Below are 26,104 nucleotides of genomic sequence, written 5' to 3' on the forward strand. Positions count from 1 at the left end.
CCCGCTCCCCTAAAAACCTAAGCTAGACAAAAGATCATCAACATCATCTTGGCCTGAAACGACGTCATCTCGTTTTTCGGCATCAATAATTGGGCCTTCTGCCTCTACACCATCAACCTTATCGGCCTTAACGCTAGATGATTTAGTTTGTTCTGCACCGTCACGCTCACCAAACATGGTCAACATGTTTACAAGGCTTTCTTCTACCTCTTTAACCAGGTCAATTACGCGACGAATAACTTGCCCAGTTAAATCTTGATAACCTTGTGCCATCAAAACTTCAGTAAGTAACTGTGTAAGTTTAGCTGACTGATTCGAACCGTCTTCCAACAATTCGTCTAAGTCTGCACATAAAACCTTAAACTCACCCAACTCGATTTGGCGGTTCATCAGCTTTTTCCACTCTGGCATTACCTTCTCGATTCGCTCCGAAAGCAATTCAGCTATCGGCATGCTCGCCTCAACGGCGTCCATAGTAGTATTAGCAGCTTTTTCAGTTTCTTCAATTACGTAGGTAAGGCGGGACTGTGCATCGGGAATATCGTCTGTAGCTAAATTTTTGATGCGATCGTCTATTTGGAAGTTGTTCAATGCGTCGTGAAGTTGACGCGTTAACTTTCCTACCTCAGCAAACAACTCAACATTTTCTTTCATTGAGACTGCTTCAAGTAGTGCATTAGCAGAGGTCTTGTCACCCTCTTCAAGATAAGTGACAAGTTGCTTTGCTTCTTCCAACGATATTGGAACGTTTACATTCATTGACATCCAGTAAACCTCATTTATCTGTTGAGCGTCTGGATCAACCTAAACGTTCGAATATTTTATCTAATTTTTCTTTTAACGTTGCTGCTGTGAAAGGTTTAACGACGTAGCCATTAACACCCGCTTGCGCGGCGGCAACAATTTGCTCTTTCTTCGCTTCAGCGGTAACCATAAGCACAGGCAAGTGCTTAAGCTTATCATCTGCTCTTATCGCGCGTAGTAAATCGATGCCCTGCATGCCAGGCATGTTCCAGTCAGTAACTACGAAATCGAAATCGCCTTGTTGTAACATTGGCAATGCAGTGCTTCCGTCATCCGCTTCCTGAATGTTGGCAAAACCCAAATCTTTGAGTAGGTTTTTGATGATGCGTCTCATGGTTGAAAAGTCATCGACCACGAGAATTTTCATGCTTTTATCCAAAATAGCCTCCACTGAGGGGTTAATTGTTATTAATCTCTATTCTTCGTCAGCTTGCCACGACTTCATTCGTGATTTGAGTTTTAACATGGCTTGACTGTGAATTTGACTGACTCTCGACTCACTTACGTCAAGAACCTCGCCTATTTCTCTTAAGTTTAGTTCTTCATCATAATAAAGTGAAAGAACAATCGCTTCTCGCTCGGGTAATGTCGTGATTGCATGGGCCAACGCTTTTTGAAAAGCCCCTTGCATCAAATCTTCCAGCGGTGCATCACTACCTCTAGTTTGCTCTGTAGTGATCACATCCTCCGACACCCCCAAATCTTCAATGCCCACCAACTTTCCAGCATTGACTTCATTAAGCATCTGATGATAATCCTGCAAGCTTACATTTAGCTTGTCAGCAATATCAGAATCTCTTGCGTCACGCCCAGTTTCACTTTCTACCTGAGATATCGCCTCAGTAATCGCGCGACCATTGCGGTGAACAGAACGTGGCGTCCAATCACCTTTGCGTATTTCGTCAAGCATGGCACCGCGGATGCGAATACCTGCAAATGTTTCAAAGCTTGCGCCTTTAGAACCGTCAAAATTCCGTGCGGCCTCTAGCAAGCCAATCATGCCTGATTGGATAAGGTCATCAACAAGTACACTCGCAGGCAGTCGCGCCATCAAATGGTGCGCAATTCGCTTAACCAGAGGCGCATGTCTTTCGACTAACTGCGATTTATCTGTTTGCTGTTGATAAGCGGCGGCCTTGCTGTTCAACGTTGACTTCCTACGGCTTTTTCTGCAACTAATTGTTCAATGAAAAATTCTAAGTGACCTCCAGGCTGCGCTGGAATAGGCCAAGTAAGCGCCCTGTTTGCTAGCTTGGTTATCGCTACGGCTGCAGGAGAGCCAGGAAAAGCATCAACAATAGCTGTTTGCTTACGCACAGCCTTGCGAATATTTTCGTCAAATGGCACCGTCGCCACTAATTCTAGTGCAACATCAAGAAAACGCCCTGTCACTTTGCTTAATTTGCTAAATAATTCCTGACCTTCTCGCACATCGCGAACCATATTGGCCACAACTTTAAAGCGAAAAACACCGTGCTCACGGTTAAGGATTTTTATCAGCGCATACGCATCAGTTAGTGATGTTGGCTCATCGCAAACCACCACCATGATATCTTGGGAGGCTTTAGAAAAGCTTAATACCATATCTGAAATGCCAGCAGCGGTGTCGACTATTAATACGTCTATTTGAGAACGCAGCTCGCTAAACGCTCTTATCAAGCCAGCGTGCTGTGTGGGTGAGAGTTCCGCCATTGACTGGGTTCCAGATGTGGCGGGAGCAATCTTAATACCGTGGGGGCCGGTTACTAAAACCTCGTCTAACGTGCACTCGCCAGAGAGTACGTGAGATAGGTTTTTCTCAACTCGCAGGCCTAACATCACATCTACGTTTGCAAGACCAAGGTCCGCGTCAAGAACCATTACACGCTTGCCCTGCTTCGCCATGGCGATAGCAGTGTTAAGCGTAATATTTGTTTTACCGACGCCACCTTTACCACCGGTGACGGCGATTACTTTGATTAACCGTGATTGCTTCATTTTTCTTAAGCTACTCGCTTGATCGTCAATCATACTGCTTATGCTGTTTTAATTGCGTTGTTACCACTAGTATGATTCAAACCGTACTTTTTATAAAGCTTTGCAGCAGCGGAAACTAAAGATTTCGCTTCTGCAATCTTAATGTCTTCAGGCACTTTTTGACCATCGGTGACATAACTAACCGGTAGTTGGTATTCAACCGCTGCACTAAGTACCTCTCCTAAAGAGTAGCACTCATCTAACTTTGTGAAAATACAGCCACTTAGTTCAATATCGTCATACGCTTGAATGATTCTCTGCAAAGCCGGATATTGCGTATTGGCTTGCGCTACCAAATATTTTTTAACTTTTGGCATTTGGCCATTATCGAACTGCTTAATTTGCTTAATTAATCGACTATCACGCTGACTAAAACCTGCTGTATCAATCAATACTAGTCGCTTATGACGAAGTTGGAACAATAAATCTGCAAGTTCTTCACTAGTTTGCGCTTTTCGCACAGTACAGCCAATAATTTTTCCGTATGTCGCTAGTTGCTCATAGGCTGCAATTCTATACGTATCAATAGTAATCATAGCCACCGATTCTGCACCATATTTCTGTGCGTAGCGGGCGGCTAACTTTGCAACCGTGGTTGTTTTACCTGTACCAGTAGGCCCGACTAATGCAACCGCACCCTGTGAGCTAAGTATATCGTTTCCGGTAACATTTATGCGATTAGCCAATAGGTTAAGAAGATATACCCACGCGTCACGTTCGTTGTAATGAGCCGGTGTATAGCTAATCAGCTGAGTTGCAAGTGCACTACTCAAACCCATATCGGTTAATCGCGTGACCAAGTATTGATGAACAGGTTTTTGACGCTTGTTCTTCGCTTCCATTAGGTCAGCAACTTGATACTGCAATACGTCGCGAAGTGAAGCTAACTCTTCTTTGATTTGAGCTAGTTCAGCAGACTGGGATACAGAAGTTTCACCCATACTTGACGCTTGATGCTCAGGAAAAGTCTGTTGCTCGATAGCATCTTGTACTGGTGACTGTGTTTCAAGGTCGTCGATAAACGCTTCTGAAAAATCTAAGTGAGATGCAATTTCGTTGGCGTGCTTAGCGTTCGTTGACATTGGCTGTGCTGGTTGTGCAGAACTGCCTGCAACTGTGTTTCCACCATGCTGCTTTTCCAACAAGGCTTTTAAGCTATCAGGACCATCGTCGCCAATAATTTCACTTAAGCTAGGCACAGCCTTTTGGCCAGGCGTTTTAGCAGCGGTCTGTGGTGCCGCCTTAGGCGTGAAAAGCTTAGCTTCAGGCTCTTTGTCGTAGGCTGCAACAAGCTCAATACCGTCGGCAACTTTGCGATTTGACATGATCACGGCGTCACTGCCCAACTCAGCTTTAACCTGGCTTAACGCCTCACGCATATCTTTGCCGAAGAAACGTCTAATTTTCATTGCAACCTCTCCAATCACCCAGTGTCAGATTATTGACCGACCGAACTGACTATTTTTATTTGTTTGTCATCAGGCACTTCCTGGTAAGAAAGAACATGAAGCCCAACAACCGAATACTTTAAGAAGCGAGACAGTACGGGTCGTAGCATTCCAGAGGTAAGGAGTACCGCAGGCTCTCCCTCTAACTCTTGCTGCTGACTGGCTTGCTGCAATGATTTCTGCAGCTTGTCTGCCAGACCTGGCTCTATGCCAGCACCGTCTTCGCCACCTGCTTGAAGTGACTGGTGCAACATCTGTTCCAACTCTGGCGCCAAGGTTATGACAGGTATCTCTTTTGCCCCCTGAGTAATTTCCTGAACGATTAAACGCTTAAGGGCAATACGCACTGCAGACACCAGTACATCTGGGTCTTGGCTACGTGTACCGTACTCACTAAGCGTTTGTACAATGGTACGCATATCGCGAATAGGCACGCCCTCAAACAATAAGGTTTGCAGTACTTTCACTACCGTACTTAACGGGAGAATATCTGGTACTAGTCCTTCCACCAATTTAGGGTGCTGTTTGGCCAGCATATCTAGAAGCTGTTGCGCTTCTTCATGCCCAAGTAACTGATAGGCGTTATTTGAAAGTAACTGACTTAGATGAGTCGCCACAACCGTAGCGGCATCAACAACCGTGTATCCAAGCGTTTGCGCGTGCTCGCGCTTATTAGGCTTAATCCACACCGCATCTAGCCCGAAAGCAGGGTCTTTAGTAGCGCGTCCTTCTAATTTTCCGAACACTTGCCCTGGGTTAATGGCAAGCTCTTCGTCATGACTTATAACGGAATCGCCAATAGTGACGCCGAGCATAGCGATGGTATAAGTGTTAGGCTCTAAGTCTAAGTTGTCGCGTATATGAACAGGTGGAATAAGGAAGCCCAACTCTTGCGATAGTTTCTTACGTACGCCTTTAATTCGTGTCAACAACTCACCACCTTGAGATTTATCAACAAGCGGAATTAAGCGATAGCCCACTTCTAAACCAATGGTATCCACCTGCTGAACGTCGTCCCATCCCAGCTCTTTAACTTCAGGTGCAACAGTTTCATCTTTTGATATATTCTCTGGCAATTGAGGTTCTTCAGCTTTCTTCTTAGCTTGAACTGTCTGCCAATATGCGAAGCCCGCAATCAAAAATGAAAAACCCAAGAATGCGATATGAGGCATACCCGGAATGATACCCATGACGAAAAGCACGCCTGATGCTATATAGAGCGCTTGATTATTTCCTAGCTGACCACGGATCTCTTTACCCATTTCTTGGGTTTCGTTTTCTCGAGTAACGATAATCGCTGTTGCTACCGAAAGTAGCAATGAAGGTATCTGCGCCACCAAACCATCACCAATGGTCAAAATGGTGTAGATCTCTATGGCATTTCCAAATGAAAGACCGTGCTGAATCATGCCTATGAATAAGCCGCCAACAATATTGATAAGCATGATAAAAAGGCCGGCAACCGCATCGCCTTTTACAAACTTTGATGCACCGTCCATCGACCCGTAAAAGTCAGCCTCTGCGGTTATTTCTTCGCGACGCTGACGCGCCTGGTCTTGGTCGATATAGCCTGCATTAAGGTCGGCATCGATTGCCATCTGCTTACCTGGCATAGCATCCAAGGTAAAGCGAGCACTCACTTCTGAAATACGTCCCGCACCAGCAGTTACTACCTTGAAGTTGATAATAAGAAGGATAGCGAAGACAACAATACCTACAGCATAGTTACCACCGATAACCACAGCACCGAAGGCTTCAATCACTTTACCTGCCGCATCTCCCCCTTCGTGGCCGTACAGTAATACAACCCGCGTAGACGCAACGTTAAGCGCCAAACGCAGAACTGTCGCTATTAGGAGTACAAGTGGGAAAATACCAAAATCCACAGGGCGTTGGGTGAGTACCGCTACCAAAATAATGACGAGAGAGAGCGCAATATTAAAGCTAAACAATACGTCGAGTAAAAACGGCGGCATGGGTAGTATTACCATTCCCATGATTGCCAAAAGGACAATAGGCGCGCCTAAACCACTGGTAAAATTTTGCAGCTGATTTTTATCGAATCGCTGAAGATAACCGGATAACTGCATGGCTGGGTGTCTCTCTATCAGAAAATTGACGCTTTATGTAAATCTTCAATAGAGTTTTCAACTAACGTGCCAGCTTTATACAAAGCGGCATATACATACACCAATAGAGCCCAAAAGTATGCGACAAGTATAAAAAGGCAAAAAAAACCGCAGTAAAATAGTCACTTAGCGACGGTATTCTGGAGGGATAGGCAAATCTCGTTTAAGTGGTTTAGGACGCTTACCCTTTCCTGCCCTATGTGCTTTAAGCTGATAGACGTGTGCTAGCACCTGCGCTACCGCCATAAATAAGGCGTTCGGAATTTCATCGTCGACTTCTGTCGAATAAAAGATGGCACGAGCGAGCATAGGAGAAGGTATTAAAGGTACGTCATTGGCGGTAGCAATTTTTCTGATATGCATAGCCAATTCATCAGCCCCTTTTGCTACCACAACTGGGGCTCTGATTCCCTGTTCGTCGTACTTAATGGCTACAGAAAAGTGGGTGGGGTTAGTCACAACAACGTCTGCCTGTGGGACTTCCTGCATCATGCGTTTAGTTGCCGCCTGATATTGCAAGCGACGAATACGCCCTTTTACCATAGGGTCGCCTTCTGCATTTTTTCGCTCGTCTTTAACCTCTTGCTTGGTCATTTTCATTTCTTTATTGTGCTTATACATTTGATAAGGCACATCGATGAGTGCAATGGGGATCATGCCGCACACCAGGATAAGAAACGCCCACTTGAGCATGTCGAGTGCGTGAAAGATGTTTCCCGGATAAAGCTCCATATCAAGGTGGAGCGCTTCATCTTCAAAGAACAGTAACGCCCCAATAGCCATGCCAATTATGACCACCACTTTTGCTATGGATTTTAGCAACTCAACCAAGCCGTTCGTGCCGAACATTCGCTTGAACCCTTGAATTGGGCTCATCTTAGAGCCTTTGGGCTTCGCGCCTTCCCAAGTAAAGTTGAAACCACCAAGGGCGATAGAGCCATAAATGCCCGCTATCATAGCAACCACCATATAAAGCAATACCGCTGGACCTACCGCAGAAAAAGCTTCACCCCACGCGCCAAACATGTGGGTGATATCATAGGTTTCGTCACGAGAAAGGATGAACATTCGCTGAGTAAGTTTAAAAACAGATTCAGCAATCCAGCCGCCTACAAATAAAAACATAAAGGCACTGACGATAAGCACCAACGTAGTGGATAGTTCACGGGAACGGGCTAGCTGCCCTTTTTTTCGGGCATCTTCGAGTTTTTTCCCCGTGGGGTCTTCTGTTTTTTCGCTTGAATCTGCCATGCTCGATTATGCTCTCTCGCCTAGTTTATCCAACCAATCTGTTCACAGTCTCGCCATACTCTGCAAACGACTAGCATTGCTTGTCTAACGACAAATATTCAATAGTTCACACATAAACTGCTCAGCTCTGAACCATTGGGTTTCGAAGTGTGCAGTAAAGTTATCAAGTGTTATCCAAATAATCAGTAAGCCCATTACCTGAGCGATCGAAAAACCAATACTAAAAATGTTTAGCTGTGGTGCAGCTTTGGTCATTACGCCAAACGCCAAATTCACGATTAAAAGCGACACGATTGGCGCAAGAGACAGGGTCACTGCCGATATAAACATCCAACCGCCCCAATGGGCAATATCGCGGAACTGTTCAGCGGTCCACCATGCTTCGCCTATGGGAAACGCCTCGAAGCTCATTACTATCATTTGGATCATGGACAAGTGCCCATCCAAGGTCCAAAACAACAAGGTGGCTAATATCAGATAAAATTGGCCCACTGCGGGCACGTTAATACCGTTTACTGGGTCAACAATAGACGCGAACCCCAAACCGGTTTGCATGGCTATGATTTGGCCTGCAATCACGAAGGTATTGAGTACCATCATTGATATAAAACCAATGGCAATGCCTATCAACAACTGCTGAATAACAATTAAAAATGTGCCCACATCCACTAAATTTTCTATGGGTGACGGAGGCACTACAGGCATGATGATGAGCGTAAGCATTATACCCAATAGGGCTCGCACCTGCGGGGGGATTGATTTTGCACTCAAGCCAATCATGGCCACGAACAAGCCGCTAATACGCATAAACGGCAGCAGCATGTCTGCTAGGAATTGATTGATGGTGGCGAGTTCTACTTCCACAGCGTTAGCCTTCTATCCCACAACCTGCGGGATCATATCAACCATTCTAAAAGTAAAATCCATAAGCTGTTGCACCAACCAATTGCCTCCCCAGCTCAGCGCGAGAAGCGTTACCAGTAGGCGGGGCAAGAAACTCATGGTCTGTTCGTTGATACTGGTGGCAGCCTGAAATACCGCCACAACCAAGCCCACGATGAGGCTTGGAACAATCACCGCAGACACCAAGACAATAACCATAAACATGGCTTCTCGCAGTATTTCTACAAAGACTTCTGGTGACATAAGCCCTCCTAGACGCCCATGCCGAAGCTGGTCGCCAACGTGCCGAAAATCAAGTTCCAACCATCAACCAACACGAACAACATGAGCTTAAACGGTAAGGATACAATCATAGGTGAAAGCATCATCATACCCATGGCCATCAATATAGATGCGACCACCAAGTCAATTATGAGAAAAGGAATAAACAGCATAAAACCAATTTGAAATGCGGTTTTAAGTTCACTGGTTACAAATGCCGGAATAAGGATGGTTAGCGGTACTTCATTGGTATCGGCATACTTCCCTTCATCTCCAGCAATCCTTACGAACGTTTCTAGGTCTTTTACTCGTGTTTGTGAAAGCATAAACGCGCGCATAGGGCCTTTAGCCTGCTCTAGGGCATCTAAGCTGTTAAGTTGCTCGTTAAGGTATGGTTGTAGAGCACGCTCGTTCACTTCTTCAAATACCGGCGCCATAATGAACATAGATAAAAACAAACTTACGCCAATTAAAATCTGATTAGATGGTGATTGCTGAAGGCCAATAGCCTGGCGCAAAATAGAAAGCACCACGATGATCCGCGTGAACGAGGTCATCATCATAATAAACGCAGGGATAAGGCTTAGCGCAGTCATGATAAACAGCGCTTGAAGCGTCATTGTGTAGTCTTGAGACCCATCTTGGTTAGTCGTTACGGTTACTGCTGAAATCCCCTGCTGAGCATAAGCAGGCTCTACTAGCAGCAATAACGGTAGGGTTAAAAGTAGCAAGGCAAACTTACGCATCTTTCGACTCTTCCTTTTTTTCTTTTTCTAAGCTGGGGTTAAGCTTTCCCGCCATGGCAGCTACAAGTTTTTGTTTAAACGCCTCGGCACCATTTTGTTGCTCGCCTGTGGCTTTGTTTACACCCTTTATAGGCATATCGAGGTTTTTATCTAACTTACTCAAATGGGAGATATTGTGGCTGGTAACACCAATAAGGTGCTGCTCATCGCCCACCTGAATTACCATTATTTTTTCTTTTGTGCCTACAACCATACTGGCCGCCACTTTCATTTGGTTTCCGCCCATAGCGGTGACATTAAATCGACGCATTACGTACGCTAAGGCAAAAATAACGCCTACGACCACCAGCAAGGAAAGGAAAATTGACAGTATTGATGTGGGATTGGTGATTGATTGGGTCGACTGTGCAAACGCAAGCTGACTAAATAAAAGGGGCAGCATTGCGCAACCCCTTAGTTTATAAGAAGTTTTACCTGAGCTTCTTGATTCTCTCAATTTGACTAATAACATCCGTTAATCGAATACCGAATTTGTCGTTGACCACTACTACTTCTCCATGAGCAATCAACGTGCCATTAACTAATACATCTAGTGGCTCACCGGCAACGCGATCCAGTTCAACCACAGAACCCTGGTTCAACTGTAGCAGATTTCGGATACTAATTTGACTACGACCGACTTCCATCGAAATAGTCACTGGAATATCTAGAATGGTATCTAGCTTTTTCTTCTCTTCTTGCGTAATTGGCGCATCATCTGTCAACTCGTCAAGTTCGGCAACTTGCACGTCTTCATTATCGCCATTTTCTTGTTCCGCTTCAGATTCGGCTTGCTCGGCCATTGCCGCTGCCCAATCGTCCATACCGTCTTCACTCATGGGAACTCCCCTCTACCTTACAGGTCTTCTTCGAGTACTTGCAGCTCTGCGTCATTATCAATAATGCGCCCACCGCGGGTTAATAACTGTAGCTCAGACTTCACTGAAGTCGGTCTTGCAATTTTCTCTACTATTTTCAGCGCCAAATTATCGCGACTACGACCTAGTTTGGCTCTAAACGTAGGTAAATCCTCAATTAATACTGTGATGGTTTCCGGCATTTCCACAGGTATGATATCCCCGGGCTTAAACTCCATCACATCGCGAAGCGGTACATCCACATCTAGCATGTGCGTGGTTAAACCTACTTTCACATCCATAATTTCATCGCGAAGCGCCTTACTCCAACGTAAATCTGTATCTTCTTTATCGCTTTGAACACCAGCATCGAGCAATTCGCGAATAGGCTCTAGCATTGAGTATGGCAAGGACACGTGGAAGTCGCCACCGCCACCATCAAGCTCTATATGGAACGAACTAATGACCACCACTTCAGTCGGACTCACAATGTTTGCCATGGCCGGGTTAACTTCTGAATCCAAATATTCAAAAGACACGTCCATGACAGGCGCCCAGGCTTCTTTATAATCTTCAAAGATTATTTTAAGCAGCATCTGGATAATGCGGCGTTCTGTTGGCGTGAACTCCCGGCCTTCAATTTTCGCATGGTATCGGCCATCGCCGCCGAAAAAGTTATCTACCAAAATGAATACTAAGCGGGCTTCCATGGTAATAAGCCCCGTGCCTTTGAGTGGACGGAAACGCACCATGTTCAAACTCGTTGGAACGAATAACGTATGAATGTACTCGCCAAACTTGATCATCTGAATACCGTTAATCGATACCTCAGCTGAACGTCGCATCATGTTGAACAAACTTACACGCATGTGACGGGCAAAACGTTCATTCACAATTTCGAGCGTAGGCATACGCCCACGCACAATTCTATCTTGCGAGGAGAAGTCGTACTCGAGCGTAGAAGCATCAGAGTCGCTACTGCCGACCTCTTCCTCTTCTACATCATCTACCCCGTGTAACAGGGCATCGATTTCATCTTGAGATAATAAATCACTCACCGTCTTCTACCTTACTTAGTCGATGCATTACTGCATGACAAAACCTGTAAACAATACGCGCTCTACAACATCGCTGCCCGTAATGTCTTTCAATGCTTTTTGTACTTCAGTTACCGCTTGCTCACGAAGCTCAATTTTACCTGCCTCTGTGACAAGATCATCTGCATTTGACGTACTAAAAGCTTGCAAAAGTGTACCTTCAATAAGCGGTATATGCGTCTTTGCTAACTCTTCGTTATCAGAACCACGTACTAATAGCTGTACTTTAATTTGGACAAGCCTGTCTCGTCCTGATCCGGGCACGTTGAAGACGAAGGGTCTTGGCATAGCAACGTAAAGCGCCGTACCTATTTCAGCATTACCCGAACTCGCTGCCGGTGCACTCTCAGCGGCCGCCGCAGCGTCAGCTTCAGCCAGTTGTTCGGCCGCAGGTTCATCCCCTCCTGCAAACAGTAAGAAATAAGCGGCAGCTCCACCACCTACAAGAACCACAGCGATAATGATGATCAGCATCATTTTGCCTTTCTTTTTACCGCCTTCTTCTACCTGTAATTCTTCATCAGCCATGTGTAACTCATCAGTAATATTAAGAAAAAACGTATTATCAATGTTCCATCGCAAATGGCAATGCCATTATTCGTATCTACATCTACTTGATACCGTAACCGCAGCCATCAATTACTATTGAGCGGCGTTACATCGACCTGTTTAATCGGATTCAATTGAATACATCAAACATAGCAGTCTTAAAATAATCTCACCATGCTACCTATTGATAATAGTTTTGCTTAATTTTAAGCGTAGAAATCAATTCCACCCTTGGCTGCCCGCGTCACTGATTGCTCGATAATCCGCGTTTCGCCCATATCGTCTAAACCGTCATTTTCTCCACGGTTTTCGGTGCCGTTTCCTCTGCTATTATCGTTTGCAAGTTGCTGGCCATTTTCGTTACCTGACGAATTATCTTTTCTTACTTCAGCATCACCTAACTCAATGCCTTGTTCAGAAAGCATATCTCGCAATTTAGGCATGGCATCGGCTAGCGCTTCCTTTGCTTGTTGAGATTGAACAACAAAGCTTACGCTTGCCGCGTCACCTGCAACGTTTACCCGAACCTGCATACTGCCCAACTCGGGCGGATCGAGTCGAATCTCAGCCATGGTGTTGCGCGCGTTAACCATCCAGCGAATCTTTTCATTTAGCTGCTGCTGGCCTTCTGGCTTATGGATGTTGACCGCTTTATCAAAGCCTTCAAACTGCTGCTGAGATTTTGACGCTTCAGCGCGAAGCTGGGTGTTTTCCTGTATTACCGTATCGGTTTGTCCTAGCATACTTGCAAAAGCTTGATGGGCGCTGGCCTGTGTTTGCGTCATCAAGTTAAGAAACTGACTCGCCTGGCTATCGACCCTAGCCGTCATCGATGCAATAACGTCGGTATTTACTGCAGCCTCTTTAGCGGCATCAGCCACAATAGTTGACAAATCAATACCAGGCTCTCTACCTTGCTGAATTTGTTGCTGAAATTCATTAATGCCAGCGATAATGTTTGTTTTCACAGCCTGTTGTTGCGAACCGCTTGGCATGGCCGCAACCACCCGCTCTGCAAATGCTTCTGTCGCTTTCTGAGCGCTTTGTGGGGAGAGTTCACTCAAAGCTGTTAACAAGTCAGCAGGTGAATCACCGGTTACTTCAAAACTAGTATTTTGAGGTATAGTATTTTGGTTATTCATCACTGACGCTGTGTCAGTTACCGCTACCTTACTTTTGTCTGCCACGCTACTATTTACACCACCACTTTCTAGAACAGCTCCGTCAGTGGTTGCGTCAGAATACAAGGCTTCTAATTGAGAGCTGGCTTCATCTGAAGATGATTGCTGCATCGTTTTAAGCTCATCAGATAACAGACTTAATACAAGCGATTCTTCTGCAGCATTTTTACTATTTGCCTGCGCTTCCTCAGTCCCATTGCTTACACTTTGTTCTGCACCGCTATCGCTTTCTTTTTGCTGTAAGAGTTGCGCTATTAGCGTTGAAAGTTCATTGGCATTTGAATCTAACTTATCGTTGGCAAGAATTTCTGGTTGTTCAGCGTTCGCTTCGCCGTTAGCACTATTTTGTTCGCTGCCGGCGCTATCTTGTTCGCTTTTGCCGCCAACTAATAGTTCGGTTAAAGCACTCAGCGTTTGTTGTGCGTCATTCGAAAGAGATTCGAAAGCGATTTGCCCCTCACTTCTGCCACTATTTAACTGAGAAAGTAAATGTGCCATTACCGAGGGAACGTCGCTTGCATCTACACCGTCTGGGATCTTCCAAAGCTTTCCGTTTTCTTCAACATAAAGAACATTAACTGCCTCGTCTGAAGCTTCAGAAATACCATTGGTTGTTCTGTTTCCAGATGGCACTTGAGCTTGTTCTGTTTCATCAGCTTTAGCAAAGCGATCCGCTAGGGTTTCAACATAGGCAACCCAGTCTGGTTCTTCATCAACCTTATCCGGCTTTCCATCAGGCGTACCTGGCGTGGTAATGATGCCTGCCTCAGCATCTTTTTTGCCGCCTTTTCCAATAACAAAATCGACTTCGGTTACGCCTTTTTGTTCAACCCCACCTTCAGTGTCATCTACCGTCAAACTGGCCTTTTCTTTATCGCCCGAGTTGAGCTGTGCTTCTGTCTTTTCTTCTATCTCTTTTCGAGAAAAGGCAGCATTTTCTTCTTTTGTAACTGGCGCTGACTCTGCAGGATTGTCTGTTACTTTCTCGTCACTAGGAAGATTGGTATGGCCCGCATCCCGGTCTTTTCCCTTCTTTACCGTTTCATTAGAAACTGAAGTATTAGCAGATGAGCTGGTCGAACGGCTTCTATCCCGAGACTGAGAGTTAAATGTCTCTTTGTCATTTAAAACAAAATCTGATTTGCTTGACTTTGCTTCCTGATAAAGTCGATTAAATGCTTGGTTGTTTTCGCTATTCGCTTGCTGTTGCGTACCAATACCTGTTTCAACCGCTTTAGCTGTGCTAGAAGCAGAAAAAGGTAATGCGGCAATGTCTGTTTTATGTGCGGCAACTTGTTGCATATTGTCCTACCGTCCTACATTTATCTCGTCTTTCACCAAAAAGACGTTATGTGATGCGAATCAATCACTGGGCGTTATTTTTATACAGACCGAGAGAAGTAAATCGCAAACCCACCAACGCTTATCTAAATTTCAATCACTTAGCTCTACGCAGATAACCTTTATGGCTATCGTTTGGCATTAGGTTTTATGCTCGCTTTCGTTGAATTTCATACTTTGTAATAAGTGTAGAACTTCAAAAAACACTGTTAGAGCGTAATAACCATTGCATTAAAACTAAGGCGCGCTGTTACATTTCATATTGACTTAGCAAGGGTTGAGCCAAAGTGGCTTGAGAACATACTATTTATTAGAAAGGAGAGCGCTTAGCTCTGAAAAATCGTTGTGTGGCAAATTCATCCATCATGGCCTGCTCGGCTTTGGCTTCTTTTTTCTGTTCAGCCAATTTTTTCTTATCGAGCAACAAGGTAACGGCTTTGACTTTCTGCTGCTGCTTTAGCCATATTTGCTTGCGCTGGTCCGCTGCCATTTGTGCGCGAGCAATCACTTGCATTTGCTGTTCACACGCTTTATCTAATTTTCCAACAAAGGATAAGTGCTGTTGATAATAGGTAGCCGTAACGCCGGCTTGACCGGTTTGTTGAATACCTTTGATATAATCAATGCGATACTGCTCAAGGCTAGTTAGTTTTTGCTTTTGCTGATTAACGTTCTGCTGAGCCTGCTGGTAATACTGGGCTTCTCGCTGCTCTTTTTCTCGCTCAAACTCGGCTAGACGCTCTAGTTGTTTAGACATTTTTAGCGCCCTTACTCAAAAATTCTGACTTCTTCTTCAAGAGCGTTCTATTACTTTTTGCTAAAAAAGCCATCATCCCTGCCCTAACCCTTTGGCGAGGGCTGCCATACCTTCTAGGCATTCGTCATAAGGAATGACTTGCTTCATTCCTTGCTGCAACAAAGCATTGATAGCGGGCTCTGCACGAATGGCTAAATCTATACGTGGGTCCGACCCTTTAGCATAAGCGCCAATAGAAATAAGATCTTGGTTTTGTTTGTAGTTTGAGTAAACCTGGCGAATACGACGAGCCATAAGTTGATGCTCTTCACTAACAACCATAGGCATTACACGGCTTATCGACGCTTCAATATCAATTGCGGGGTAATGACCGCTATCAGCAAGGGTTCGAGATAAGACCACGTGACCGTCTAAAATGGCACGAGCAGCATCTGCTATGGGGTCTTGTAAGTCGTCCCCTTCAGTTAATACCGTATAAAAAGCCGTAATAGAGCCCTGTCGCTCGCTACCGTTGCCAGCACGCTCTACCAATGCAGGAAGCCGAGCAAAAACCGAAGGCGGATAGCCTTTGGTTGCTGGAGGCTCACCCACAGCCAGCGCAATCTCGCGCTGAGCCATGGCATAACGGGTTAAAGAATCAATGAGCAACAGCACTTTCATGCCTTTGTCACGAAAATATTCAGCAATGGTGACCGCTGTTTCGCAGCCCTTTAAACGCATAAGCGGTGAAGTATCAGCAGGTGCAGCCACTACAACTGCACGTTTGCGCTCTTCTTCTGTTAGGATTTCATGAATAAATTCTTTTACTTCTCGGCCACGCTCTCCGACAAGCCCTACAACAACCACATCGGCTTCACAGCCCCGGGTCATCATGCCCAATAACACACTTTTACCTACCCCACTTCCTGCGAAAAGCCCCATACGCTGACCTACACCAACCGTATTGAGTGCGTTAATGGCGCGTACGCCGACATCCATCGGGGTGTTAATGGGACGGCGAATAAGCGGGTTCATTGGCGGTCTAGTTGTTGGCGCCCGGGATTCGGCATTTATCTCACCTAAACCGTCAAGGGGCTGACCATTGCCATCTACCACACGCCCTAAAAGCCCCATACCTACTGGCAAACCACTTTGTCGGTTTAACGGCATCACGCGGCTTCCAGGCACAATACCGCGCACCGCTTCGGTGGGCATTAAATAGGTTATATCATCGCCAAAACCAACCACTTCAGCTTCTATTTCACCTTCTATAGTTTGCACTAAACACTGACTACCAACGGGTAGCTGACACCCCACCGCTTCGAGAGTTAAACCGATACCACGAACTAACTTGCCGGCAGCAACAACCGGCGGAGAAGAAACCTGTTTTGTGAGGGATTCAAAATGCGAATGCCAAGGGCTAGTCATCTGACAAACCTTGGTTTAGTAAAAATTTATCTATAACGTTACGACACCGGCGCTCAATAGACACATCTACAGCGTTTTGTGCAGTGGTAATATCGCAGCCGCCACGCTCCATTGCTGGGGCTTCAACCAAACTCCACCCTTTTTTGGCAATTTCTTCGTCGCCGAAATGCGCTTTTACCAATTCAATATCGTCTGGGTTCATGTGAATTTGATAGCCTGCTTGATTAATGGGTAACGCCTTAATGCCTTCGCTTAACGCTTGAAGTATCACCTGTTGGTTAGTGCTAACTTCTGTTTTAATCACAGCTTTTGCAAGTGTTACGGCAAGTTTAACCAACTGGTCACGGGTTTCATCGTTAGCTTGCGAAAGTGGGTCGTGGAATTTTTCAGCAAGCATTTGCCACACTTCGGCTTGGGTTGCCATTTGCTGGCGACCTTCTTCTAAACCTTGTTCCAAACCTTCGTTATGACCTTGCTCTTTACCTTCGGCCAAGCCTGTTTCAAGACCTTCAGCTTTACCTTCTTCAAAACCTTTTTCCTTGCCTTCCTGAAAACCTTCATCATAAGCAGCCTGGCGAATAGCTTCTATCTCTTCAGCAGTAGGAGGCTTGATTTCTTCTTCAACTTCAGGGGGCTCATACTTCCAATCTGACCGTTTGTTCAGTGCATTGGTTGTCTCGTCTTTTTTAGATGCCCTTGGATCATCAACAAAGGGCAGATCCCACGCTTTAGCTTCGTTTATTTCGTTTTCACTGAAATTTTTATTACCAGACATTTTTAATTACCAGAGACTTTTTATTACGAGGCTCTTTATTACAAAGTTCTTTATTACGAGACTTGGTTCTACCTCAGCTACAGCGCTAAGGGCATCAGAGTGCTTATAAGAACTCTTCACCGCCACCGCCGCCAAGCATGATTTCACCTGAGTCAGAAAGTCGACGAGCAACAGAAAGAATTTCTTTTTGTGCAGTTTCCACTTCACTGATACGAACAGGGCCGAGAGCTTCCAAGTCATCGCCAAGCATTTCAGCAGCACGCTTAGACATGTTGCGCATAATTTTATCTTTAAGCTCTTCGTCAGCGCCTTTAATGGCTTTAAGCAGCGCGTCTTGCTGTACTTCGCGCAGTATTGCCTGAATGCCCTTGTCGTCTACATCGACTAAGTTGTCGAATACAAACATCAGGTCCTGAATTTGCTGGCTCATCTCTTCGTCTTGCTCGCGGATAGCGTCCATTAGCTGACCTTCTATCGCGGTATCCAAGTAGTTCATGATGTTCGCTGCAGACTTCAAGCCGCCCATTTTCGCCGCTTGCGTTCCCGCTTGACCTGCGAACTGTTTCTCCATGATTTCGTTTAGTTCTTGCAGTGCTGCTGGCTGAACTTCTTCTAGATTCGCAATACGCATCAACAAATCAAGACGTACTTTTTCTGGGAATTGAGCCAAAATTTCAGCACTTTGTTCAGGTTCTAAATAAGACAATACGATAGTTTGGATCTGCGGGTGCTCGTTGCGAATAATGCTGGCTACCTGCTTAGAGTCCATCCACTTCAATGAGTCTAAGCCTTTTGCACCACTGCCCATTAGGATCTGGTCGATAAGGTTTGCCGCCTTATCTTCACCGAGTGCGGCCGTTAATGCACGTTTTACGAAGTCTTGGCTTTGGAAACCGATGGTGCTGTAATTTTGAATCTCTTCGATGAAATGCTTATGAACCGACGTGATTTTGGTTTGCGTCATATCGTCAACTTTCGCCATTTCAGAACCCAGCTTCTGCACTTGTTTCGGTTCAAGGTGCTTTAATATCTGCGCCGCGTCTTCTTCAGATAAGCTTAGTAGTAAGATGGCAGCTTTCTCTACGCCTTCTAATTTACTGACGTCGTATGACGGTTCTTCAACATTGGCAAGTTCTTCAGCCATAATCTTATCTCACTACTCGTCTTGCATTAACCAGCCCTTCACTACTTGGGCTGATAATTCTGGTTCATTGGCCACTAGGGCACGTACGGCTTTAAGTACATCTTCGTCTTTGTGTAGATCAGGTAGCATCAGTGAGCCATCTGGCGCAAAGCCTACCTGCCCTTCGTCAAAGTCAGACGTTAACATGCTAATGGTGTCATCGCCTAAGTCTAAGCCTTCATCAGCGTCAAATTCATCTGCTTCGTTAGACTCATCAGGGTTGATAAGACGACGCAGCATAGGTCGAATTACAAAGATGATAAGTACTATTATAACCAAGCCACCAACAACTAGCTTAAGAATTGGCAGAAATCCTGGCTGTTCCCACAAAGGCGCATCTTCAATTTCACCTGCATCCATACGAGTAAAGGGTACGCTAACCACTTCTAGCGAGTCGCCGCGGGTTACATCAAAGCCGATTCCGCCCTGTAAAAGCCTACGAATGTTAAGAATTTCTTCTTGTTTGCGTGGGGTTGGCGTTATAGCGCCGTCTTCGCCTGAAACCTGGGCATAGTCTACTGCCACCGACACACTTAGTCTGCGGATCACACCTGTCTGCTTTTTGGTATGACTAATGGTGGTATCAAGCTCGTAGTTACGGGTCGATTCTTTCGCTGTGCGCCCTGGCATAGTTTGCTGATTACCGCCCACAGCATTTTCTGGAATATTAGAATCTAACGGAGGCTGATTTGACAATGCACCAGGAATACCACCCACGCCGCCACCCACGCTGTTCTCTTCCATGATCATTTCACTGCGAACCGCAGGTAAATCAGGGTTGTAGCTGCGCTGAGTTTGCTCCATAGCAGTAAAGTCCATCGTAACGTCAGCTTGCGCCGTGTAGTTACCTATGCCCAAAACTGGAATGAGTATGGCGTCGATTTTTTCTAAGTACTCTTGCTCGCGCTGACGTTCAATTTCGTATTCTTTTCTGGCACGGGCACTCATTGAATCTTGTGAACCCGAATTGAGCAGGCGGCCATTGCTGTCTGTTACTGTTACTTTTGACGGCTCCATGTTTTGAACTGCAGATGCCACGATATCAACGACCGCATCAACTTCTTCACCGGCAATAACGGCACCGCGCTTAGCCGTTAGCACAACGGTTGCCGACGCTTTCTTCTCTCTACGTGCAAACACGTTCTCTTTTGGCATAGCTAAAAGAACACGGGCTTTTTGAATACTGGCGATATCTTCAATGGTTGCAGCAATTTGTTGCTCGCGGGCGTGTTTTAAACGTTCCATTTCAACACGCTGGCTAACACCAAACCCCATATCCTGCATAATGATATCGGTACCAGCATCAGAGGCCTTAGTTAACCCTTGGCGGGTCATGCCCAAACGGATATTTTGAAATTCGTCACTTCTTACATAAACAATATTGCCCTCAAGCTTATAGTCGATTTGGTTTGCATCCATATAATCGAGGGTTTCAATAAGCTCTTGGGTTTCCATTTTCGCAAGGGGGCGATAATCAGGTTCTTGCGACCAAATAAGAATAAAGATTGCGATGGCCACACAGATGACCAAAACAACCACAAGGGCCATTTGGCGCATCATATCTGCACTGCCTAAAGTATCCATAAAACCAGATTTGTTTTCTGGCTCATTGTCCACTGCTTGATTTTGTTCAGGAACCGTAAGGTTTGTACCTGTAGCTTCAGCCATAACCTACTCCACCTACACCGGCATATTCATTATTGTTTTATAGGCTTCAAGCACTTTGTTACGCACTTGAACAGTGGCTTCAAAAGCAATACCCGCCTTTTCTTTCGTCAGCATAACTTGCGCCAAACTTAAACTTGGGTCGCCCATTTCAAAACGTTGCTGTGCATCTTTTGATTCGAGCTGCATGCCATTTACACCATCAACCGCATTCTTAAGCATGGTCGAGAAATCACTTGCCGAGCTATTAACTTCACTAAGCGGCTGTTGCTGAGGCTCGTTAACTTGAAGACGAGTTTGCCCAATCATGTTCTGCATTTCTTGATACAAACTATTGGCTTTAACGTCCATAACCACTCCTAGCGTTTCTTTGAAAACCGCCTGAACACCGGCGAATACATAATCTATAAGAGTGAATTAGCAAGGGGCTTGCCAACTTTAAAAAACCTTAAATTTCAATGCGATAATAACTAAATGAGAGGGTAAGCCAAATTTATGGCGTTTGATTTGAAGGGAGTAACAAAAAACCGCCGCCTTCTTTACTTCAGAGGCGACGGATAACGGGGATGAAACGAGAGATTCAAAACAGCAGTACTATGCTGGTACTTCAATACCATCTTCACGCATACGCGCTAGTTTATAACGAAGGGTACGAGGGCTTATACCTAGCTTTTCTGCTACGTCTTTGCGCTTACCATTACAAGATACCAAGGTATCAAGAATAATTTGGTGCTCCTGATAACGAAGCTCTGAGCCCAATTTGTTATCTTCAACCGGCTCTTGTGCAACTTCAAGCGGGGCCGACATGTCTTCGTCAATCATTAGATCGCTAGCATCTATTTCATTGTTTTCACAAAGAATAAGCGCGCGTTGAACCACGTTCTCCAATTCTCGAACGTTTCCTGGCCAGCTATATTGCGACAATTTATTGCGCGCAGCAGCACTTAATCTGATAGTACCCAAGCCCTGTGAACTGGCGTGACGCTGAACAAGATGTTCGGCAAGCGGAACAATGTCTCCTGGGCGTTCCGATAGCGGGCGCCATTCAATAGGAAATACGTTTAAGCGGTAGTATAAGTCTTCTCTGAATTCGCCAGCATCCACTGCTTTTCTTAAATCTCGGTTACTCGTAGCAATAACTCGCACATTAAGTTTAACGGTTTTTCGTCCGCCAAGGCGCTCTACTTCACGCTCTTGTAACACGCGCAGTAATTTAGCCTGCAGTGCCAAATCCATCTCAGTTATTTCATCAAGTAACAGGGTGCCGTCTTGGGCTTGTTCAAACTTACCCGGACAGGCCTGAATAGCACCAGTAAAAGCCCCTTTCTCGTAACCAAACAAAGTCGCTTCCAACATATTTTCTGGAATAGCAGCGCAGTTGATGGCAACAAAAGGTGCATCGCTTCGCGGTGACTGGTCGTGAATATAGCGAGACAGCACTTCCTTACCCGACCCGCTTGGACCCATCACCATAACGGTAGCTTCAGACTTCGCAACTTTCCGCGAAAGCTCAAGTAGCTTCAAACTTGAAGGGTCGGCTACGATTGGCGTACGTGACTCAATTTTTTGTGCAGGCGCGTAGCGCCCTACTAAATTAAGCAATACTTCTGGCGCAAAAGGCTTTGAAAGGTAATCCGTTGCGCCATCACGCATCGCTTGTACTGCATCATCAATGGTGGCGTAGGCCGTCATTAACAGCACAGGCATATTAGGGTATTTAGCTTTAATGCTTTTTAGCAGCGTTAAGCCACTCATTTCGCCCATTTGTATATCGCTAACCACTAGGTCTACATTCTGAGACGACAGCATCATTAACGCTTCTTCTGCACAATCAGCGGCAATCACGTTGTAGTTACCTAATAACAGGGTGTCTAGGAGCGCCTCGCGTAAACCCGCGTCATCTTCAACAATTAGTATGGTAGTTTTAGACATTATTCTCTCCTATGACTTACGCGACATGAGTCAATGTTTGTGAGGTTTTAGCATTCGCTGAGCATGGTAATGACACGCTAAAGCATGCCCCGCCCTCGGGTACGTCAATTACATTGAGTGCGCCGCTATGCGCACTTACCACCGACTTCACCACAGCAAGACCCAAACCGGTACCGTGAGTTTTAGTTGTAAAAAAGGGTTCAAAGATTTTGGTTTTTAACCGTTCTGGTACACCTGGTCCTTTATCAATAACTGAAACATGTAAACGCTGATCGCTTACCGATGCCTGGACATGTACATACTCACCTTTCGGGGTGACTTGGCTTGCATTATGTATGAGATTTAACAATGCACCCTGAAGAGCAGTTAAATTCCCAGTTATTGCTGCGTCTTGCTCAAAACCTGAAAACGTTAGCTTTTGCTGCGCTTGAGCTGTCATGCTTTGTGCATTCCCCTCAATGGCACCGAATAATTCAGCGAGACTAATTTTGCTTACCACTTGCTCTTCGCCAGATTTAGCAAAAAGCAGCATGTCATTAACCTGGCTTTCCAGCTCTTTAAGCCTGTCTGTTAGTTTGTTCGCAAATTGTGTTTGTGCTTCTTCCCCTAACCCTTTACGCGTTAAGTTTGACGCATAAAGCATGGCTGCAGAAAGTGGAGTTCTGATTTGATGGGCCAGGGATGCCACCATTTTTCCAAGTGAAGACAACCGTTGCATGTGGCTAACCCGCGCTTGCAGCTGACGGGTTTCAGTTAAGTCTGTGATAACAATTAGCTGACCTGGCTCGTTGTCTAGTGGGGTAATTGAAAGCTTCACTCGTCTACCATCAACCAGCGATACTTCATGACCATCGTCTGCGCGAGGCTTGAAAGAGCGAGTAATAATACTGCGCCACACTTCCTCTTCCAGCGGTTCGCCTAACAATGCTTTTGCCTGCTCGTTGGCTTGGCGAACAATGCCCTTTCCATCAATAACAATAACACCCGCTGGCATCACTTGAAGTAAATGTTCGAGTCGACTCGCCTGCAATCTCAGTGATTCAATATCATCATTTTGCGACGTTTGATAATCATCTTGAGATACCGCCGGCCCGCCGTTAAGTGCATAGGCAGATGCGAAATACTCTGTAGATTGTTGTGTGCTGTCGAAAGCCATATTATCCTCGTCAAATTGCAGACGCTGTTTAACTATGGCTTAGATAAAGCAGAAGATATGCCAACTTGATATTGACTTATTTATCAGTAGGATAGATGATATTTTTAAGGAAAAGCGTAACGTCAATTAGCTGACATTACGCTTCTTCAGTACGCTGAATATCGTATTTTCGCATTTTTTCAACGAGCGTGGTTCTGCGCATTCCAAGCTTGTCGGCGGCACGTGCTACTACCCAATCTTGGTTTTCCAGGGCTTGTTTTATGAGATTCACTTCGAGCTCAGAAAGGTACTCTTTAAGGTTAACACCTTCTGCAGGTAACGAGGACGACACCATACCGTTTAGGCCGTCGTGACTCTGCTCGCTAACGTCTTCTTCTGGCTCTTGCGCTGCGGCCTCAGCAAATAGTTCATTAAAGGCTTCACGCTCAAGCATTTCTTCGGGGTAGTCTGGCTCGTAAGCCTGAACATCACCGTATTGATACTTTTCCGGTAAATCAGCAATATCAACAATCTGCCCAGGATAAAGGATTGTTAATCGCTCAACTAAATTTGAGAGTTCGCGAACGTTCCCCGCCCACTCATGCTCCATTAACGAGGCTATAGCCTGCTCGGTAAAGCGCACGCTTTCAACGCCATCCCCTTGAATTCGGCTATTCAATTCCTGAAGTAATAAGGGAATATCGTCTTTTCTTTGTCGAAGCGCAGGGCTGTCGATTGGGAAAACGTTGAGTCGGTAGTACAAGTCTTCTCGAAACTTGTCTTCGCTGATCATAGTTTCCAAGTTGCGATGCGTTGCCGCAATTATGCGCACGTTGCATTGAAGGGGCTTATTCCCACCTACGCGTTCAAACATACGTTCTTGCAACACACGTAATAACTTAACCTGCATTTGAAGCGGCATATCACCGATTTCGTCGAGGAATAATGTGCCGCCCTCAGCTAACTCAAAGCGGCCTTTACGTGCACTGATAGCGCCTGTGAAAGCGCCTTTCTCGTGACCAAACAATTCGCTCTCTAAAAGCTCGCCGGGAATAGCGCCGCAATTTACCGGAATGAATGGACCGTCTTTACGTTCAGATAAGAAGTGAACATTGCGCGCAACCACTTCTTTACCCGTACCAGACTCACCTAAAATCAACACGGTGGCATCGGTAGGCGCGACTTGCTCAACTAAGCGCCGCACAATTTGGATTTGCTCACTTTTACCAATTAGGCTTCTAAATAACCGCGTTTTTGTACCTGCCGCTCGAGATAAGCCTGGTTTACGTCGAGAGTATTCTTGGCAACGATGTATAGCCTGCGTTAAAACAGGGTACGTTAACGGTGTTGCAATAACACTAACCAGATTACAGCTTGCAGACGCCTGTGTATTACTTTCAACTAAAGCGACAAACGGTATGTGTGGAAACTTTTCTACCAGATTACTTACGGCAGTGGGCGAGCGGTACTCGATAAGCACGGCGTCTGCACCACTTTCATGGAGGTATCGCTCGCATTCACTGAAGCCTCGTGACTGGCACGACTCTCCCATGAAGGTAACGATAGTTTCCAAGTTTTGAATAAGTTCCTGATTATCACTAATCAGCAAAATGTTCTTCATCAATTCCCCGAGAACGCTTTGTTATTATTTACAGTTTAGCGCATTTCTAAATTGTAACGACAAAAGATCGGAGCGCAACCGCTGTTTTGGGAAATATATCAATAAAAAAAGCAGGTTACCCTGCTTCTTTCGATTAAATTTAGCCTAAGCTACACTATTTAGTCTAGCTTAATAACGATAAAACTTGGCTTTGTTGTTGGTTCGCTTGCGCTTGAACGGTAAGTGCAGCCTGACCTATTACGTCATTTGATGCTTGTTGCGAAGCGGCTTGCGCAAAATCTAAATCTTGAATACGACTTCTCGCTTCCGCAGTATTTACGTTAGCTTGAGTGAGTGAACGCGCAGCACTTTCAAAGCGATTTTGTGTAGCGCCTAAATCGCCCCGCGCACTGCCGAGAGTTTCTATAGCCGCGTCTGCTGCCCCTAGCGCATCTTCAATACCAGTGCCTGACGTAATATCGATAGACAGCACATCGTTTAATTGAGCAGCAACATCTTGTGTGTTGACGCTGATGGACTGACCAGCACTTGAACCTGATTGGAATTCAAGTGAACCATTTTCAGACAATAATGGCTTTCCAGCAAAATTCGTCTGCTCTATGGTAAACGAGATATTTTCTTGTAGCTGGGTTATTTCAGATTGGATAGCACGGCGATCGCCACTGCTCAAAACACCACTACCAGACTGTAAGGTAAGCTCACGAATGCGGTTTACATCGTCATTGATACTACCTAAACCACCTTCAGCTACTTGTGCGAGTGAAATACCATCATATACATTGTTTAATGATTGACGGTTTCCCTCAACTTCGGAAGTCAGCCTATCGATAATTTGTTGGGCTGCTGCGCCGTCAGATGCATTGTTAATTTTCTTACCGCTGGCAAGCTTCTCCATTAAGGATTCTTGCTTCTCTTGTACTTGACTGAGAAGTGAGGACGTTGAACTATTAACTTGCATGATGCTTTCCTAAAGTCTGTAACACTTTAAGCTTAGCAGAAATCTGAGC

General features: G+C 45.4%; 25 protein-coding genes. All 25 read right to left on the reverse strand.

The genetic code is table 11. The features are described 5' to 3' along the window. Positions 1-9: 9 nt before the first annotated feature. The 25 genes from ACXAER_RS17940 to ACXAER_RS18060 all read right to left on the reverse strand — a co-directional run bounded on the left by ACXAER_RS17940 (position 10) and on the right by ACXAER_RS18060 (position 26,055). Positions 10-765, reverse strand: a complete 756-nt coding sequence (locus ACXAER_RS17940) for a protein phosphatase CheZ (protein WP_474831495.1) — start codon at positions 763-765, stop codon at positions 10-12. Positions 766-799: 34 nt separating this feature from the next. Beyond that, entirely contained in the window at positions 800-1,183 is a 384-nt protein-coding gene (cheY, locus tag ACXAER_RS17945; RefSeq protein ID WP_025254383.1) for a chemotaxis response regulator CheY, read from the reverse strand. Between the two features lie 36 nt (positions 1,184-1,219). Next, on the reverse strand, positions 1,220-1,951 hold the full coding sequence (locus tag ACXAER_RS17950) for an RNA polymerase sigma factor FliA (protein ID WP_474831498.1): 732 nt from the start codon (positions 1,949-1,951) through the stop codon (positions 1,220-1,222). Then, complete coding sequence (locus tag ACXAER_RS17955; protein WP_118489983.1) at positions 1,948-2,814, reverse strand: MinD/ParA family protein; 867 nt, start codon at positions 2,812-2,814, stop codon at positions 1,948-1,950. The genes ACXAER_RS17950 and ACXAER_RS17955 overlap by 4 nt, the downstream gene beginning before the upstream one ends. Before the next feature lie 5 nt (positions 2,815-2,819). After that, the gene (flhF, locus tag ACXAER_RS17960) at positions 2,820-4,229 is read right to left on the reverse strand and encodes a flagellar biosynthesis protein FlhF (protein WP_474831502.1); all 1,410 of its coding nucleotides are present in this window, start codon (positions 4,227-4,229) and stop codon (positions 2,820-2,822) included. 29 nt (positions 4,230-4,258) lie between these two features. Then, the gene (gene flhA, locus ACXAER_RS17965; RefSeq protein ID WP_474831504.1) at positions 4,259-6,358 is read right to left on the reverse strand and encodes a flagellar biosynthesis protein FlhA; all 2,100 of its coding nucleotides are present in this window, start codon (positions 6,356-6,358) and stop codon (positions 4,259-4,261) included. Between the two features lie 165 nt (positions 6,359-6,523). Beyond that, positions 6,524-7,648 (reverse strand): flagellar biosynthesis protein FlhB, encoded by a 1,125-nt coding sequence (gene flhB, locus ACXAER_RS17970; RefSeq protein ID WP_474831506.1) that lies wholly within the window; start codon positions 7,646-7,648, stop codon positions 6,524-6,526. A gap of 84 nt (positions 7,649-7,732) precedes the next feature. Further along, positions 7,733-8,512: a flagellar biosynthetic protein FliR gene (gene fliR, locus ACXAER_RS17975; protein WP_474831508.1), complete on the reverse strand. Its 780-nt coding sequence runs from the start codon at positions 8,510-8,512 to the stop codon at positions 7,733-7,735. 12 nt (positions 8,513-8,524) lie between these two features. Next, complete coding sequence (gene fliQ, locus ACXAER_RS17980) at positions 8,525-8,794, reverse strand: flagellar biosynthesis protein FliQ (RefSeq protein ID WP_012517675.1); 270 nt, start codon at positions 8,792-8,794, stop codon at positions 8,525-8,527. A gap of 8 nt (positions 8,795-8,802) precedes the next feature. Continuing rightward, positions 8,803-9,558 (reverse strand): flagellar type III secretion system pore protein FliP, encoded by a 756-nt coding sequence (fliP, locus tag ACXAER_RS17985; RefSeq protein ID WP_474831510.1) that lies wholly within the window; start codon positions 9,556-9,558, stop codon positions 8,803-8,805. Further along, positions 9,551-10,000 (reverse strand): flagellar biosynthetic protein FliO, encoded by a 450-nt coding sequence (gene fliO / locus ACXAER_RS17990; RefSeq protein ID WP_474831512.1) that lies wholly within the window; start codon positions 9,998-10,000, stop codon positions 9,551-9,553. The genes fliP and fliO overlap by 8 nt, the downstream gene beginning before the upstream one ends. A gap of 28 nt (positions 10,001-10,028) precedes the next feature. After that, on the reverse strand, positions 10,029-10,436 hold the full coding sequence (gene fliN / locus ACXAER_RS17995) for a flagellar motor switch protein FliN (RefSeq protein ID WP_474831515.1): 408 nt from the start codon (positions 10,434-10,436) through the stop codon (positions 10,029-10,031). 17 nt (positions 10,437-10,453) lie between these two features. Continuing rightward, positions 10,454-11,512 carry a flagellar motor switch protein FliM gene (fliM, locus tag ACXAER_RS18000; protein WP_118489991.1) on the reverse strand — a complete coding sequence of 353 codons (1,059 nt, stop codon included), beginning with the start codon at positions 11,510-11,512 and terminating at the stop codon, positions 10,454-10,456. Between the two features lie 27 nt (positions 11,513-11,539). Then, on the reverse strand, positions 11,540-12,079 hold the full coding sequence (fliL, locus tag ACXAER_RS18005) for a flagellar basal body-associated protein FliL (RefSeq protein WP_461851373.1): 540 nt from the start codon (positions 12,077-12,079) through the stop codon (positions 11,540-11,542). 227 nt (positions 12,080-12,306) lie between these two features. Next, a complete protein-coding gene (locus ACXAER_RS18010; RefSeq protein WP_474831519.1) occupies positions 12,307-14,583 on the reverse strand; it encodes a flagellar hook-length control protein FliK in 2,277 nt (758 codons plus the stop codon). A gap of 349 nt (positions 14,584-14,932) precedes the next feature. Continuing rightward, complete coding sequence (fliJ, locus tag ACXAER_RS18015; protein ID WP_474831522.1) at positions 14,933-15,379, reverse strand: flagellar export protein FliJ; 447 nt, start codon at positions 15,377-15,379, stop codon at positions 14,933-14,935. A gap of 72 nt (positions 15,380-15,451) precedes the next feature. After that, positions 15,452-16,786 carry a flagellar protein export ATPase FliI gene (gene fliI / locus ACXAER_RS18020; RefSeq protein WP_474831525.1) on the reverse strand — a complete coding sequence of 445 codons (1,335 nt, stop codon included), beginning with the start codon at positions 16,784-16,786 and terminating at the stop codon, positions 15,452-15,454. Then, complete coding sequence (gene fliH, locus ACXAER_RS18025; protein ID WP_474831528.1) at positions 16,779-17,561, reverse strand: flagellar assembly protein FliH; 783 nt, start codon at positions 17,559-17,561, stop codon at positions 16,779-16,781. The genes fliI and fliH overlap by 8 nt, the downstream gene beginning before the upstream one ends. 103 nt (positions 17,562-17,664) lie before the next feature. Further along, the gene (gene fliG / locus ACXAER_RS18030; protein ID WP_025254367.1) at positions 17,665-18,705 is read right to left on the reverse strand and encodes a flagellar motor switch protein FliG; all 1,041 of its coding nucleotides are present in this window, start codon (positions 18,703-18,705) and stop codon (positions 17,665-17,667) included. Between the two features lie 12 nt (positions 18,706-18,717). Beyond that, positions 18,718-20,412 carry a flagellar basal-body MS-ring/collar protein FliF gene (fliF, locus tag ACXAER_RS18035; RefSeq protein WP_474831532.1) on the reverse strand — a complete coding sequence of 565 codons (1,695 nt, stop codon included), beginning with the start codon at positions 20,410-20,412 and terminating at the stop codon, positions 18,718-18,720. A 12-nt stretch (positions 20,413-20,424) separates the two neighbouring features. Next, the gene (fliE, locus tag ACXAER_RS18040) at positions 20,425-20,760 is read right to left on the reverse strand and encodes a flagellar hook-basal body complex protein FliE (RefSeq protein ID WP_014997639.1); all 336 of its coding nucleotides are present in this window, start codon (positions 20,758-20,760) and stop codon (positions 20,425-20,427) included. Between the two features lie 243 nt (positions 20,761-21,003). Continuing rightward, the gene (locus tag ACXAER_RS18045; protein ID WP_474831535.1) at positions 21,004-22,341 is read right to left on the reverse strand and encodes a sigma-54-dependent transcriptional regulator; all 1,338 of its coding nucleotides are present in this window, start codon (positions 22,339-22,341) and stop codon (positions 21,004-21,006) included. 16 nt (positions 22,342-22,357) lie between these two features. After that, positions 22,358-23,497 carry a sensor histidine kinase gene (locus ACXAER_RS18050; RefSeq protein WP_474831538.1) on the reverse strand — a complete coding sequence of 380 codons (1,140 nt, stop codon included), beginning with the start codon at positions 23,495-23,497 and terminating at the stop codon, positions 22,358-22,360. Between the two features lie 136 nt (positions 23,498-23,633). Beyond that, positions 23,634-25,097: a sigma-54 dependent transcriptional regulator gene (locus tag ACXAER_RS18055; RefSeq protein ID WP_474808219.1), complete on the reverse strand. Its 1,464-nt coding sequence runs from the start codon at positions 25,095-25,097 to the stop codon at positions 23,634-23,636. Between the two features lie 163 nt (positions 25,098-25,260). Next, positions 25,261-26,055, reverse strand: a complete 795-nt coding sequence (locus tag ACXAER_RS18060) for a flagellin (protein WP_474831541.1) — start codon at positions 26,053-26,055, stop codon at positions 25,261-25,263. Positions 26,056-26,104 lie beyond the last annotated feature (49 nt).

It is taken from the genome of Alteromonas sp. AWJ4_199, from assembly GCF_056159165.1.